14 protein-coding genes are annotated in these 13,729 nt (G+C 49.1%); 5 read left to right on the top strand and 9 right to left on the bottom strand.

All coding sequences use genetic code 11. From position 1 onward, the window contains the following. Nucleotides 1–8 precede the first annotated feature (8 nt). Together RYZ26_RS07865 and RYZ26_RS07860 are read left to right on the top strand one after the other, a co-directional pair. Nucleotides 9–1,850, top strand: a complete 1,842-nt coding sequence (locus tag RYZ26_RS07865) for a methyl-accepting chemotaxis protein (protein WP_317682634.1) — start codon at nucleotides 9–11, stop codon at nucleotides 1,848–1,850. A 150-nt stretch (nucleotides 1,851–2,000) separates the two neighbouring features. Then, nucleotides 2,001–3,686 carry a methyl-accepting chemotaxis protein gene (locus RYZ26_RS07860; RefSeq protein WP_317682633.1) on the top strand — a complete coding sequence of 562 codons (1,686 nt, stop codon included), beginning with the start codon at nucleotides 2,001–2,003 and terminating at the stop codon, nucleotides 3,684–3,686. Nucleotides 3,687–3,724: 38 nt separating this feature from the next. On the opposite strand, the gene RYZ26_RS07855 is transcribed toward RYZ26_RS07860, so the two are convergent. The 5 genes from RYZ26_RS07855 to msrP all read right to left on the bottom strand — a co-directional run bounded on the left by RYZ26_RS07855 (nucleotide 3,725) and on the right by msrP (nucleotide 8,538). Beyond that, nucleotides 3,725–4,348, bottom strand: a complete 624-nt coding sequence (locus tag RYZ26_RS07855) for an indolepyruvate oxidoreductase subunit beta (RefSeq protein WP_317682632.1) — start codon at nucleotides 4,346–4,348, stop codon at nucleotides 3,725–3,727. Next, nucleotides 4,345–6,195, bottom strand: a complete 1,851-nt coding sequence (locus RYZ26_RS07850; protein ID WP_317682631.1) for a thiamine pyrophosphate-dependent enzyme — start codon at nucleotides 6,193–6,195, stop codon at nucleotides 4,345–4,347. Before RYZ26_RS07850 ends, RYZ26_RS07855 begins: the two co-directional genes overlap by 4 nt. Before the next feature lie 245 nt (nucleotides 6,196–6,440). Beyond that, nucleotides 6,441–6,899 carry a hypothetical protein gene (locus tag RYZ26_RS07845; RefSeq protein WP_317682630.1) on the bottom strand — a complete coding sequence of 153 codons (459 nt, stop codon included), beginning with the start codon at nucleotides 6,897–6,899 and terminating at the stop codon, nucleotides 6,441–6,443. 74 nt (nucleotides 6,900–6,973) lie between these two features. Next, nucleotides 6,974–7,594, bottom strand: coding sequence for a protein-methionine-sulfoxide reductase heme-binding subunit MsrQ (gene msrQ / locus RYZ26_RS07840; protein ID WP_317682629.1), 621 nt, complete (start codon nucleotides 7,592–7,594; stop codon nucleotides 6,974–6,976). After that, the gene (msrP, locus tag RYZ26_RS07835) at nucleotides 7,594–8,538 is read right to left on the bottom strand and encodes a protein-methionine-sulfoxide reductase catalytic subunit MsrP (protein ID WP_317682628.1); all 945 of its coding nucleotides are present in this window, start codon (nucleotides 8,536–8,538) and stop codon (nucleotides 7,594–7,596) included. Before msrP ends, msrQ begins: the two co-directional genes overlap by 1 nt. 94 nt (nucleotides 8,539–8,632) lie before the next feature. On the opposite strand from msrP, the gene RYZ26_RS07830 reads away from it, so the two are divergent. The 3 genes from RYZ26_RS07830 to RYZ26_RS07820 are packed head-to-tail and all read left to right on the top strand — an operon-like array spanning nucleotide 8,633 to nucleotide 9,470. Next, nucleotides 8,633–8,836: a SlyX family protein gene (locus tag RYZ26_RS07830; protein WP_317682627.1), complete on the top strand. Its 204-nt coding sequence runs from the start codon at nucleotides 8,633–8,635 to the stop codon at nucleotides 8,834–8,836. A 17-nt stretch (nucleotides 8,837–8,853) separates the two neighbouring features. Next, entirely contained in the window at nucleotides 8,854–9,099 is a 246-nt protein-coding gene (locus RYZ26_RS07825; RefSeq protein WP_317682626.1) for a DUF1178 family protein, read from the top strand. After that, nucleotides 9,096–9,470, top strand: coding sequence for a DUF423 domain-containing protein (locus RYZ26_RS07820; protein ID WP_317682625.1), 375 nt, complete (start codon nucleotides 9,096–9,098; stop codon nucleotides 9,468–9,470). The genes RYZ26_RS07825 and RYZ26_RS07820 overlap by 4 nt, the downstream gene beginning before the upstream one ends. Here the strand turns inward: RYZ26_RS07820 and RYZ26_RS07815 are convergent. The 4 genes from RYZ26_RS07815 to polA form a co-directional block, all read right to left on the bottom strand. Then, nucleotides 9,442–9,849, bottom strand: a complete 408-nt coding sequence (locus RYZ26_RS07815; RefSeq protein WP_317682624.1) for a hypothetical protein — start codon at nucleotides 9,847–9,849, stop codon at nucleotides 9,442–9,444. The two genes, RYZ26_RS07820 and RYZ26_RS07815, sit on opposite strands and share 29 nt — an antisense overlap. 135 nt (nucleotides 9,850–9,984) lie before the next feature. Beyond that, entirely contained in the window at nucleotides 9,985–10,314 is a 330-nt protein-coding gene (locus RYZ26_RS07810) for a hypothetical protein (protein WP_317682623.1), read from the bottom strand. A 100-nt stretch (nucleotides 10,315–10,414) separates the two neighbouring features. Beyond that, nucleotides 10,415–10,723, bottom strand: a complete 309-nt coding sequence (locus RYZ26_RS07805) for a hypothetical protein (protein ID WP_317682622.1) — start codon at nucleotides 10,721–10,723, stop codon at nucleotides 10,415–10,417. A 21-nt stretch (nucleotides 10,724–10,744) separates the two neighbouring features. Next, nucleotides 10,745–13,585 carry a DNA polymerase I gene (gene polA / locus RYZ26_RS07800; protein ID WP_317682621.1) on the bottom strand — a complete coding sequence of 947 codons (2,841 nt, stop codon included), beginning with the start codon at nucleotides 13,583–13,585 and terminating at the stop codon, nucleotides 10,745–10,747. Nucleotides 13,586–13,729 lie beyond the last annotated feature (144 nt).

Genomic DNA, 13,729 nt, shown 5'->3' with positions numbered 1-13,729 from the left:
AGGTTTCCATGAACGATATCGCGCAAAAAGAGACCCCAAAATCCAAAGCAGGTCTGGGTCTGAAAATCATCCTACTGGGCGTTGTGCCCGTTCTTTTAATGGCCGGGTTGAATCTGGCTGTCAGTTTCAAGACAAGTGACCTGTTTGACAACACGCTTGAAACATTGAACAAACAGGCGCAAACAACCGACAAACTGTTAAACGCCAGCAATCTTGTCAGTGATGAACTGGTCAATGTTCGCGACAACTTTTTCAAGCTGAATGCCTTTCATCAGAAAAGCATCCTTCAGCGCAATAAATTTGCCGTCAAAAAAACGCGCGAGTTACGCGACAGCGTTGCAGAAACTTTTGATGGTCTGCAAAGCACCATTAGTCTTCTTGATCGCACGATGAAGAAAAACAATATGGTGGATGAAAAAACGCCCATCGGCGCCACGCAGGCCAAGCGGCTTCGCTTCCTTGTGCGCACTGCAGCCAACCTGCCACGCATGTTTGACCTTTATGCAGAATCAAACGAACGCAGCGTTGTCTTTTTATCCAACCGACGCGCCGACAGTGCGGCCAATAACTTCATCTATGAAGAAGCGTCGCGTCAAAGCGTCATTCAGGACACGCTCAATCATACCTCAAAGGTACTTGAAGACCTGTTACTGGACGTGACAGACGAAGCAACCAGCCAGCGCAACTTCTTTCAAGACAAGGTTTTGGATGAACTCCATTCCACCCGTAACCTGAACTTCATCATTCTGGCCGTAGTCTGCGGTATCTTGATCGTCATCAGTATTGGTTTTGCAACCAAGAAAATATCCAATCCACTGATCAATATGGTCGGCGCGATGGGGCGTTTAAGTAACGGTGACCTGGACGTTGAAATTCCAGAAAATCAGAAAGATGAGATCGGATCCATGGCCGATGCGTTGGCCGTGTTCAAAGCCAATTTGATCGAGACCCAACGTTTGAATGAAGAACGTGAAAAAGATCGTGAACGTGTGGCAGCTGAACAAAAAGCTCAACGCAACGAACTGGCGGCTGATTTTGAAAGCAAGGTTGGCGAAGTGGTCAATTCCGTTGCCTCTTCCTCCAGCCAGCTGCAATCAACAGCCAGAGGCATGAATGATATTGCCTCCACCAACCAGCAGCGTGCAAGTAATGCAACGCAAGCTGCGGAAAATGCGACAACCAACGTGCAGACGGTGGCTTCTGCGGCCGAACAGCTCAGCAATTCCATCAACGAGATTTCACGTCAGGTGGCGGAATCTTCGACCATGGCATCGCAAGCCGTTCAACAGGCCGACAGCACCAACAACACCATGAAGGAACTGGCAGAAGCAGCAACCAAGATCGGTCAGGTGATCAACCTAATTACCGACATTGCCGAACAGACCAACCTTCTTGCACTGAACGCAACCATTGAAGCGGCACGTGCGGGTGAGGCTGGAAAGGGCTTTGCGGTGGTGGCAAGTGAAGTTAAGAACCTTGCCAATCAGACAGCCAGTGCCACGGATGAAATTTCGTCCCAGGTGCAGACCATTCAATCCACAACCGACAATGCGGTATCGGCGATTGATGAAGTTTCCAACATGATTAACCACATGAATGAAGTCTCATCCGCCATTGCTGCTGCGGTCGAACAACAAGGGGCTGCAACGCAGGAGATCGCAACCAACGTTGAATCTGCAGCGCACAGCACTCAAGATGCCTCCACTGATATGGAGCAGGTTGTCCAAAGTGCACAACAAAATGGTCAGGCCGCCAACGACGTACTTGACGCGGCAGAAGCCTTGTCAAGTCAAGCCACAGCCCTTCGCGCTCAGGTAGATGATTTCCTGACACAAGTCCGAAAAGGCTGATAAAAAGATCAAATGAGCAATGGTCACTTCAACCATTGCTCATTTAATTTTAGAAACGTGCAATCCCTAAGTAATTCTCCCTAATGTTTTTTATAAGCGGCTTCTGATAAATTCCTGCATAAAAATCGAACATATTGGAGGTGTTCTGAAATGCAAAAAGAAATTACGTTTGAAGAACGATTAAGTTATTACCAAATTGGTTCAGAACGACAGGAAGCTTTGCGAGACAATAAAGCATCCCTGATGAAGGCTGTTCCTAAAATTCTGGATGATTTTTATGATTTTGTGACCAGTCATCCCGCCTCAACCGAAAAATTTCAGGGGAAAACCATTGATGGCCTGAAAAAGGTCCAGGCGGAACACTGGGCAAACCTGTTTTCCGGCAAATTCGACGATACCTATACAAAACGCAGCATTGAAATTGGCAAAATCCACGAGAAAATCGGGATCACACCTTTTCTTTATATCGGTGGCTATACCTTTATTATGACAAAGCTGACAGATTATATTCTGGAAGCATGCGGCAACAAAAAGAACTGCAAAACCCTGATCCGGGCTGTAACAGCTGCTGTCTTGATGGATATTGAACTGGCAATCACCAGTTACGCACATGCTGCCAACGAAGCACAAGCTAAAGCCTCATCCAACGCATTTGCCGATAGTCTAATGGATAAAAATATCACTCTTTCCATGGCTGTGAACGAAGTAGCCATCGAAAACGCCTCCATGATGAATTCACTTGGCAATGTAAATACACAGGCCCAGTCAATTGCGGCTGCGGTTGAAGAAATGGCCACAGGCATTTCCACCATCAGCCAAAATGGAGATGAGGTTGTAGCCAGTGCACAAAGTGCGGAAGAACAAACCCAAATCGGTCGCGCCACCATCGAAGAAACCGCCAGCAACATGAACCGCGTTTCCGGTGCCGTGCGTCAGGCATCCGAACGTGTAGAATCTCTGGTCGCAACATCAAAAAACATCGCAGAAATGGTGCAATCAATTGAAAAGATCGCAACCCAGACCAACCTTTTGGCCCTGAACGCAACGATCGAGGCTGCCCGTGCAGGCGAAGCTGGCAAAGGCTTTGCGGTTGTAGCAGGGGAAGTGAAGAACCTGTCGCAACAAACCGCACGCGCAACAGATGAAATCCGCAATACTATCGAGGCTTTAACCGAAGAGATCGGCGGCATCGTGACGTCTATGAACGCAGGTGCCAAGGCAGTCTCAGACGGTGAAGCGTCCATGCAGTCGGCTGTGGCATCCATGGATTCCATCAGTGACGCAATCAACAATACATCGGCGCGTATGTCTGATATTTCAGATATCCTGAACGAGCAAAATGCGGTTGCAACTGAAGTTTCGGGTAATGTGTCCACCATCGCCACAGCAACGGGCGAGAATGTGGATGCGATCAACCACAGCATCAGAGCAACAGACAGTGTGGTGAAATTGATTGCCGAACAGATCACTGCACTTAGTGAATTTGACATTCCAAACAAATCCATCCGGATTGCCAAGTCCGACCATATCGTCTGGAAAAAACGACTCGCCGATATGATGGTTGGTCTGGAAAGTCTGGACCCTGATGAACTTGCCAGCCATAAAAACTGCCGCCTGGGTAAATGGTACTACGGTGCAGAAGGGGCGAGCCAGCAAGCGCAAGCTGCCTATAAAGAACTGGAACCGCCCCATGAAGTCGTCCATGAATGTGGCATCGAAGCGGTACGTCGTTATAACGCAGGTGATATTAATGGCGCGATGGAGATGCTGGAAAAAGTGGATGAGGCCTCCAAAGATGTGGTCCGCCTGCTGGATCAGCTTATCGCGCAAAAGTAAAAGGACAAAGGGAAGGCACCAAAAGGCCTTCCCTTTTTCTATTCCGCTGCCGTTTGTGCTGACTTCGCGGCAGCGTCCCTGCCTGCCTCAAACGCCCGATCATTCAACTCGGCCAGTTCCGGCTTTTTCTGACGGAAGCGATCCACAATGATAGTCTTTAAAATCTCTGCATCAAAAGGCAAATGTTCTGAAATCGCGCCCATCATGATGGTGTTCACCAATCGCATTTCTCCCAGTTCCAGCGCAATGGCCCCCGCATCAAAATCATAAACTTCTGTGCCTTTCCTGCGCATCTCCGCAATTGGGTCATCGGGATAGTCAAACAAGCCCACATTCACCACGGGCGGCTTGATGCGGAAGGTATTGACCATGGCAACACCGCCGTCTTTTAGATGGTCACACCAGCGCATGGATTCAGCAGGTTCAAAGCCAACGATCAAATCGGCCTGCCCTTTCGGGATCGCCGGGGAAAGAACTTTTTTGCCAAAGCGCACGTGTGACGTCACCACGCCACCGCGTTGCGCCATGCCTGCAACTTCGGTTTTTTTAACATCCATGCCCAATTCTATTGCGGCCATGGCCAAGACTTCCGACGCCGTCATCACACCCTGACCACCAATGCCAACCACCAGAATGTTGGTCAACCCTGTTTCCTTTCTCATGCGATAAACTCCTTTCTGAAATTGATCGGTTTAATCACATCCGGCCCGCATGTCTTGACGCAGAGATCACAGCCCGTACAGGCGATGGATTCAATTTTCACAAAGGCTTTTTCAACTTCCTTGCCGGATTTGCGCGTTTCGGTTTCCCGGTGCGTCACGATAATGGCAGGGCACCCAGTAGACAGACAGTTACCACAGCCCGTACAGCCATCAATCACTTCCAGAGGCTCATGCTTCACAAAGCGATCTGTCAAAACGCACGGCTGATCTGTAATGATGACCGAAGGTTCATTCTGTTTGATCTCTTCCTTGATGACCTTAAACATCTCTGGCATTTCATAGGGGTTTACTTTGCGGATTCGTTCCGGCTTTACACCAACAGCTTCAACAATTTTAACAAAGTCCGCACGCGGGGCCTCGTTCCCGTTGATATCAAAGCCGGTGCCGGCATGTTCCTGCCCGCCTGTCATCCCGGTGGTACGGTTATCCAGCAACATTACCGTGACATTGCCCTGGTTATAGATCACATCCAACAACGGCTGCAGTCCCATATGTAGGAAAGTGGAATCACCGATCACCGCCACCACAGGCTTGTCTTTATCTTCATCCGATGCCCCCAGCGTCATGCCGAGCGCCATAGAGATCGATGCGCCCATGCAGGTGGTCGTATCCAGCGCTTTCCACGGATGCCCAGCGCCCAATGTGTAGCATCCAATGTCGCCAGCAATGCGGATTTTCTTATGGATTTTGGACAGGCAGTAATAGGGCGAAAGATGCGGACAGGCCACACACATGGTGGGTGGGCGTGGGAAGACAGGCATGGCGTCATCTTCCAGTTCTTCCACCGTTTCCCCCAGCAATTTCCGGATCGGTCCTTCGATCACGAGCGGGCTAAGTTCCCCGGTCTTTGGCAGAATATCTTTACCGTGCACCTGAACACCTGCGGCCAGCAATTCTGTTTCCACAAGAGGTTCGGTTTCTTCCACGACAATCAGCTTGTCCACTGTTTCAGAAAAGCGTCTGATCTTCTCAATCGGCACCGGACAGGACAGGCCCATCTTGAAGATAGAGGCATGTGGGAAAGTTTCTTTGACATGAAGATATGCCGGACCAGACGTCACAAAACCAACTCGCGTATCTGATCCTTCTTCGATGCGGTTGAGGTCACATTCATTGGCATAGTTTTTCAGGATGATGTCGCGTTCGCCCTGCGTCTTTAAAAGATTCTTTGCATTGGCAGGCACCATGACCCATTTGGTCGGATCATCCAGAAAGCCTTTATGTTCATAGGTCTGACGTTCCCCAACTTCGACAATTCCTTTAACGTGACAGACCCGCGTCGTCATGCGGATCAGGACAGGCACACCAAACTGTTCAGAAAGTTCAAACGCGCGAATGCCCATCTCGTAAGCTTCCTGACTATCGCATGGTTCCAAAATCGGCAAATGCCCAAAGCGCCCCCAGAAGCGAGAATCCTGTTCATTCTGTGAGGAAGACAAGCCCACATCATCGGCAATCGCAATCACCAACCCGCCGTTCACCCCGGCAAGGGTTTGCGACATCAGCGCATCGGAGGCCACATTTACCCCCACATGTTTCATGGCACAGAAAGCACGAGACCCCACAACACAGGCCCCGATGGCGACTTCCAGAGATACCTTTTCATTCACCGACCATTGGGCATGAATATCAGGATAGAGTGCGAGATTTTCCAGAATTTCCGTTGAAGGTGTGCCGGGATAAGCGGTCGCCACATTGACACCGGCTTCCCAGACGCCACGCGCGAGCGCTTCATTCCCGGACAACAGATGTTTGGTCTGAGCGTGGGCTTTTACAATTGCATTCATGCTTTCCAACCTGTCTTACATAATTCACCATTTTTAGCAGGGGCAAAATTACGTGAAAAAGGTCGAGAAACCTAGATTTTTTGAAATATTATTTTTAAAAATTTAAATCTTATGAACTATAAATTCAAAGCGTTACATATTGAATCATAAATTTCATGTTAATGTGTCATATTTTTTAATGATTACATTTAGCCCATACCCACACAAATTTTCCGAGTTTCTGTGAGAAAGGGATAAAACCCGGATCAGGCCACACCATCAAACAGCCGATTCGATCCAATCACCGCATAAAGCCCTGCAACTTCGCGGCGTGCTGGAGGGGTGGTGAATTTGAGGGTCAGATCAATATCAATCTCCTTAAAGATAGCTGCAATATTCCCCAAGTCTTCTTCAAACTGATCCACCGCCCAATGAGGCAATAACCAGTTCAGGAACTGGCGGACTATATCCTGATGTCCCGATTGTGCCGCAGCCATGGCGTTGATCAGGCATCTTTCGTCACCGGAAATGGAGGGATAATTTTGCGAATAAAGTTCAATTTGTCTGCGCGATGACATTTGCAGCTTCTTTTTAAAACGGCAAATATCGGCGCAATGACGTTCTTCCAACCCGCTTCCCTGCAAAGCCTTTGGACAGGACCGGATGATCCGTAGGGCCAAGGTCTCGTTTAAATCTACATAAGTTTGAGTCTGATTAACCTGCATTGATCGCTCCATTGTTGATGGAGGCTAAATAACGCAATTAATAATTATTTGCAACAACTATTCTCTGGGAGAATTTAGCTCATGGCCTTTTTTGATGGCAACGGCAGCATATGGGGGTACTTGCGATACAAACGTTCCCCCAGCAACACGACCAGAATGGCCGCGTAAACCAAAGGCTCACGCACATCGGCTTTGACCAGCAGGAAGAAATGGACAACGCCTGCAATGGCAATGGGATAAACCAGCTTATGCAATTTCTTCCAACGCCCCGCCCCCATCTTGCGCACCATGGCTTTTGGTGATGTTACCGCCAGTGGGATCAGCAATAACAAGGCCGACATACCGATGGTGATATAGGGACGTTTGACGATATCTTTCCCGATGGTCGCCCAATCAAAGAAATGATCCACCCCGATATAGATCGCCAGATGCATGAAGGCATAGAAAAAGGCATAAAGCCCGATCATGCGGCGATAGCGCATCACCCAGGCCCAGCCTGTCACCCGGCGCACCGGACTGATGGCAAGACCCAACAAGATAAAACGCAACGCCCAATCGCCCAGGTCACGCAAGATGGTTTCAATCGGATTTGCGCCCAGTAAACCATTAAAGGTGCCATAGACCAGCCAAAGGGCAGGCCCAAGACAAGCAACAAAGACAAAGGGCTTTACCGGAATTTTCTTCTTGCGGGCCATTAATAGAACTTCCTTAAATCCATCCCTTTATAGAGATGGGCAACCTCTTCCCCATAGCCATTAAAGGCGGAGGTCGGACGGCGGAAGAATTCACCAATACGGCGTTCTTTGGCCTGGGACCAGCGCGGGTGGTCCACCGCCGGGTTAACGTTGGCATAAAAACCATATTCAGCCGGGGCCTGCTGCATCCATGTGGAACGGGGTTCTTTATCAACAAAACGGATGCGAATGATAGACTTGATGCTTTTAAAACCATATTTCCAAGGCACCACCAGACGCAGGGGTGCGCCATTTTGGGCTGGCAGTTCTTCCCCAAAAATACCTGTCGCCATCAAAGTCAGCGGGTGCATGGCTTCATCCATACGCAAACCTTCTGTATAAGGCCAGGGGATAGTTGGATATTTCTGACCAGGGAAACGGTCTTTATCAACCAGTGTGGTGAATTCGACATATTTGGCCTTTGAATTGGGTTCGAACTTCTTAAGGATTGATCCCAGTTCCACACCGACCCAAGGGATTACCATGGACCAGGCTTCTACACAGCGCATGCGATAAATCCGTTCTTCCTGCTGGAATTTGGTCAGCAGGTCATCAATATCCAATGTGCCGGGCTTATCACACAGACCATCGACCTGCACCGTCCAGGGGCGGTTGTTGAAATCGCCGGAATTATTGTAGGGGTCGTCCTTGCCCGTGCCGAATTCATAGAAATTGTTATAGCTGGTGACATCGTCATATTTATTGACAGGTTCATCAGTGCTAAAGGGGCTTTTCACCAGATTTTCGAATTTCATTGGCATGGCGGCATTTACATTCCAGGGAAATAAAGCAGCCCCGGCCAAAGCAGCGCCCCCTTTCAAGAACGTCCGGCGATCCAGATAGGTGGATTTGGGCGTAATCTCAAAAGATTTCGGGTCACTTGCAATTCGATTTTTGATCAACATGATTTTCTCGCTTTAAAAACGTTACCTGCCCCTTACTCTAATATGGTAAAGAGAAGCGCGCCTCCAACATTTGATAACTTTTTCGTGAGCAGCCATGAGCATCGAAGATCGGATCACCGAGCTTGAAATCCGCCTGACCCATCAGGATTCCACCATTGATGAACTGAACAGCACCATCTACGAGCAATGGCAGGTCATTGAAAAACAGGGCAAAGAGATACAAGCCTTGAAGCAGCGTCTGAAAACACTTACACAGACAGAAATTGATGATGCGCCGTATCTGCCGCCGCATTATTAAGCCAAAAGGAAAACGCCATGATTAAATATAAACTGCGCTGTGATCAGGGCCATGTCTATGAAGACTGGTTTGCAAGCTCTTCCAAATTTGATGAACAACTGGCCGCCGGTGAATTATCTTGCCCGGAATGTGGATCAACAGATGTGGCGAAAACCATCATGGCCCCCAATGTTGCCGCTGCTGCTGCGCAACCGCCTGCCCCCTCCTGTGCCTCTGCCCCCATGTGCGGCAATACGGGCTGTCCAGCGATGCAAAACGCATGACACCGTGGTTTGCGCTTTCCGGTCTCTTTGGCGCAACAGCCGTCATAACAGGGGCGGTATCTGCCCATGCGGACCTGTCTGACTATGGTCGGGAACTGATTGACAAGGCCGTGCAATATCAAATGTGGCACGCACTTGTGATCTTTGGCATCGCAGTCTTTCTGAAAAGCCACACTTCCAAAATACTGACAATCTCCGGCGTCTTTTTCACCGCCGGGATACTTCTTTTCTGCGGTAGCCTTTATAGTCTGGGCTTTCGCGAAACCAGCCTGTTTGCTATGTCAGCCCCCATTGGCGGCAGCTGCTTTATTTTGGGCTGGCTATCGATCCTTGCCTATGGGCTCACATCGATGCGTTCATCGGCTGACTAGCTTTTGCCTGGGCCATTTTCATGGCAGGCATCACGCCATCGGCAACACTGTGGTTATATCGAATGGTCATCGCCACCCCGCCAAACTTGGTTGGGGCCAGCATTTTGCGCCCTTTTCGCGGCAAGGGAATACCTGCGCGTTTTGAAAACAGCACCATCACCGCCACCGTGGTGGCATGATCAAAGACCTTGCGGCCGACTTCATGCTGTTCTGGTGAAGAGACTTTGGCAACGATGTTGAATTCATCGCCTCCCATAACCTTGATCCCTGAAACGCGGCCATCTGTGGCTTCGCCCCCTTCCATTTTGGACTGGTAAAGCGACAGTGCATTGCGCAGTTCAATTTCCGTATAATCTATCCGTCTGACTTCTGATGGCATCTTGCGTACCCCTTGAAAAGTTATACATAATGTATGACCTCTCTCAACCCAGACGACATCCCCTATTTGAGTGATATAGCTAAAAAATTTTAAATTTAAAAAAGATAAACAACCATAAAGGGGCATCTCGCGCGATCAAATCACCTTATGCAGATAGCGCACACTCAGGGAAATCCCGCCAAATTCCGTCGCAGATAGGCTTTTGTTCGCGGCCTTTGGCAAAGGAATACTCGCTTGTTTGGCATAGAGCACCAGAACCGCCAAACTTGTTGGAATATCAAAGACTTTCTGGATCGTTTGACCATCGGTTGATGATACTTTTGCAACGATTGAAAAGTCATCACCATTGCCCATAGCCCGGATATGAGACACGGCTTTACCGCCCACTGTCTTTTCCTGATAAAGGGACAGGGCGTTTCTCAACTCAACATCACTAAAATCAATTCGGCGGGTTTCAATGGGCATCGTGGGGCTCTGCATACTTGAAGTTATAACTTCAATATATACAAAAGGCAGAATCCCCGCCTATCAGTAAGACCCCTAGGGTGCGACACTTTTTTTGTGTTTATCCCATCTTCACCAGCATGACGACTTTTGCGCCTTCTGCCTTCAAGACCTTCTTGCCGCCTTTGGGAACAGGTATTCCCTTTTCCTGACAAAAGACCAGCAAGGCCGTCAGCATATCCTTATCGCGCATGGGCATGATTTTGCTGTCGTCATTATTAAATTCAATCTTCAGGCGGCCACCTGCTTCGGCAGCCACCATCGATATTTTACCTGCGGGGAATTTTTGTCCGGTTTTATCGCAAAAGACCTGCATGGCCATTTGCGTTTCTTCCAGATTGAATTCGATTTTTCTTATTTCCTGCGCCATCTATTCCCACAGCCCAAAAGATCAATGTGCTTCCTGCCAGTTCTGGCCTGTTCCCACATCCACCACCAGCGGTACGCTGAGCTGAGCTGCCCCTTCCATTACTTCTTTTAAAACTTCTTTTGTTTTTTGCTCTTCTTCCGGAGTCACTTCGAGGACGAGTTCGTCATGGACCTGTAACAAAAGCTTAGAAGATAAATTGGCTGCATGCAAGGCATCCGGCAATCGGATCATGGCACGTTTGATGATATCAGCCGCCCCGCCCTGGATCGGTGCGTTAATGGCTGCACGTTCACCCATAGCACGCAATGCGCCATTTTTATCATTGATACCGGGGATAAAACATTTACGGCCAAACAATGTTTTCACATAGCCATGTTCCTTGGCTTCTTCCTTGGCGTTATCCATAAAGGTGCGGATACCCGGATACTGCTCAAAATAGGCCGTGATATATTCTTTAGCTTCATCATTACTGATACCAAGTTGCTTCGCCAGGCCATATTGGGATTGACCATAAATGATCCCGAAGTTAATGGCCTTGGCATTTCGACGCACCATCGGGTCCATCCCGTCAACAGGCACACCAAACACTTGCGATGCCGTCAATGCGTGGATATCCACCCCGTCATGAAACGCTTGTTTCAACGTTTCAATTCCGGCCACATGGGCAAGCAGGCGCAATTCGATCTGCGAATAATCAGCCGCCATCAAAATCTTGCCTTCTTCCGGCACAAAAGCATGACGAATACGACGACCTTCTTCGGTGCGGATCGGAATATTCTGCAGGTTTGGATCAGATGAACTGAGACGCCCGGTCGAGGTCACCGCCTGCTGGAAGGATGTATGCACCCGTCCGGTCTTGGCATTCACCTGTGCGATCAAGGCATCAGAATAAGTACTTTTCAGTTTGGACAGCTGGCGATACTCCATCACCTTGACCGGGATTTCATGGCCAGCATCAGCGAGCTTTTCAAGCACACCGACACCTGTTTGGTAAGCGCCAGTCTTGCCCTTTTTCCCACCGGGCAGTTCCAGGTCATCAAACAGCACTTCACCCAACTGTTTGGGCGAAGCAATGTTAAATTCCTTGCCTGCCAATTCGTGAATTTCTTTTTCAAGTTCATTCAGACGGTTGCCGAATTCTTCACTGATGTTGCGCAGCTCCTGCACGTCTACCTTGATGCCGTTGCCTTCCATCAGGGCAAGGATGGGAATGAGCGGTCGTTCCATCTTCTCATAAAGGGTAACGTTTTGTTCTGCGGCCAATTGTGGCTTCAACAGCTTGTGCAGACGCAGCGTAATATCAGCATCTTCTGCTGCGTAATCGCGTGCTTTTTCCAATTCCACCAGATCAAAGGTGATCTGCTTTTTCCCGGTACCACAAACTTCTTTAAACGGAATGGGCGTAATGCCGAAATGAAGCTCAGAAAGCGCATCCATCCCGTGCTTATGTTTCGCCCCATCATTGATGTAAGACAGCACCATCGTGTCGTCAATCGGTGCGACATTGATCCCACCGTTATCCGGATTGCCTAAAACCAGCAGATCATATTTGATGTTCTGCCCCACCTTCAGCACACTTGGCGCTTCCAGAAGTGGTTTTAACAGGGCAATCGCCGTATCAAAATCCACCTGTTCTGGTGCGGCTGCTGTTGTTTCTTCCTCATCACCAAACAGGGATGTCTGTTCTGGCTGCGCAGATTTGTGACGCAACGGGATATAACAGGCAGACCCGACTTCATAAGATAGCGACACACCCACCAGATTGGCAGAGGTTGCATCCAGACTGTCGGTTTCCGTATCCACTGCAACGGTACCTGCGATCATGGATTGATCAACCCAGCGCTTCAGGTCAGCTTCTGTCTGCACCAGCTCATAAGATGTTTCTTTCGGACACAACTGTGCAATAGACGGAATGGCAACACCGCCGTTTTCACCGCGTTCTTCATGCCGTTCTTCGCCTTCAACTTCCACACCGAACTTGGTAGCGATACGGGTGATCAGGGATTTGAAAGATTGTTCTTCAAAGAAAGAGATCAGCTTTTCCGCATCCAGTTCTTTATTGGCGAAACTTTCCAGCGGCACATCGACTTCAACGTCCTGATCCAGTGTCACCAGCTGTTTGGAAATACGCGCAAGGTTCGCCTGTTCGATCAGACGTTCACGGCGTTTGTTCTGTTTGATCTCGCCTGCACGTTCCAACAGCGTTTCCAGATCACCATATTCATTGATCAATTGCGCTGCGATCTTGGGACCGATCCCTTCCACACCAGGGACGTTATCTGATTTATCACCGGACAGCGCCTGTACATCAACCACCCGGTCCGGGCCAACGCCGAATTTTTCCACCACCTCGTCATGGGTGATCACCACGTTTTTCATGGTATCCAGCATGGAGATATTATCATCTACCAGTTGCATCAAATCTTTATCGATCGACACGATGGTCACCTGTGCCCCCATCTTGGAAGCTTGCTTGGCGTAAGTCGCGATCAGATCGTCCGCCTCAAACCCTTCTTTTTCCACGCGTGCAACGTTAAAGGCTTCAACCGCTTCACGTACCAGATCAAACTGCGGGATCAAATCTTCCGGGGGTGGCGGGCGATGTGCTTTATATTCCGGGTAGATATCGTTTCGAAACGTCTTGCGCTTGGTATCAAACACCACGGCCACATGATCAGCGTCCGTATCGCTCAACAGCTTCATCAGCATGGAACAGAACCCGTAAACAGCGCCAACGGGCGTTCCGTCTTTACGGGTCATCGGGTTGCGCATATTGGCAAAATAAGCGCGGAAGATAAAGCTGGAACCGTCAATCAGATAAACGTGTTCAGGCTTTGCAGGTGCGTTCGAAATATCAGTCATAGGGGTGACTATAGCGAAGCTTTAAATCAGCACAAGAAAGAAGATGGCTTACAGAAAAAAACACAGCCCCGAACAAAAGAAGGCCCTTCCATCCCTTGACGGAAGAACCTTCACAAACTAAATCGAAAAATCAAACGGCGTCGG

The sequence above is a fragment of the Terasakiella sediminum genome (assembly GCF_033100395.1).
Taxonomy (GTDB): domain Bacteria; phylum Pseudomonadota; class Alphaproteobacteria; order Rhodospirillales; family Terasakiellaceae; genus Terasakiella.
This window is presented reverse-complemented; position numbering and strand designations above follow the sequence as displayed.

What these genes read in the sequence shown, in the direction of transcription:
- RYZ26_RS07820 (WP_317682625.1), top strand. Translation starts at nt 9,096, where the DNA reads ATGACACCGTGGTTTGCGCTTTCCGGTCTCTTTGGCGCAACAGCCGTC.
- RYZ26_RS07850 (WP_317682631.1), bottom strand. Translation starts at nt 6,195, where the DNA reads ATGAATGCAATTGTAAAAGCCCACGCTCAGACCAAACATCTGTTGTCC.
- RYZ26_RS07830 (WP_317682627.1), top strand. Translation starts at nt 8,633, where the DNA reads ATGAGCATCGAAGATCGGATCACCGAGCTTGAAATCCGCCTGACCCAT.
- msrP (WP_317682628.1), bottom strand. Translation starts at nt 8,538, where the DNA reads ATGTTGATCAAAAATCGAATTGCAAGTGACCCGAAATCTTTTGAGATT.
- RYZ26_RS07810 (WP_317682623.1), bottom strand. Translation starts at nt 10,314, where the DNA reads ATGCCCATTGAAACCCGCCGAATTGATTTTAGTGATGTTGAGTTGAGA.
- RYZ26_RS07825 (WP_317682626.1), top strand. Translation starts at nt 8,854, where the DNA reads ATGATTAAATATAAACTGCGCTGTGATCAGGGCCATGTCTATGAAGAC.
- polA (WP_317682621.1), bottom strand. Translation starts at nt 13,585, where the DNA reads ATGACTGATATTTCGAACGCACCTGCAAAGCCTGAACACGTTTATCTG.
- RYZ26_RS07815 (WP_317682624.1), bottom strand. Translation starts at nt 9,849, where the DNA reads ATGCCATCAGAAGTCAGACGGATAGATTATACGGAAATTGAACTGCGC.
- RYZ26_RS07860 (WP_317682633.1), top strand. Translation starts at nt 2,001, where the DNA reads ATGCAAAAAGAAATTACGTTTGAAGAACGATTAAGTTATTACCAAATT.
- RYZ26_RS07855 (WP_317682632.1), bottom strand. Translation starts at nt 4,348, where the DNA reads ATGAGAAAGGAAACAGGGTTGACCAACATTCTGGTGGTTGGCATTGGT.
- RYZ26_RS07865 (WP_317682634.1), top strand. Translation starts at nt 9, where the DNA reads ATGAACGATATCGCGCAAAAAGAGACCCCAAAATCCAAAGCAGGTCTG.
- RYZ26_RS07845 (WP_317682630.1), bottom strand. Translation starts at nt 6,899, where the DNA reads ATGCAGGTTAATCAGACTCAAACTTATGTAGATTTAAACGAGACCTTG.
- RYZ26_RS07805 (WP_317682622.1), bottom strand. Translation starts at nt 10,723, where the DNA reads ATGGCGCAGGAAATAAGAAAAATCGAATTCAATCTGGAAGAAACGCAA.
- msrQ (WP_317682629.1), bottom strand. Translation starts at nt 7,594, where the DNA reads ATGGCCCGCAAGAAGAAAATTCCGGTAAAGCCCTTTGTCTTTGTTGCT.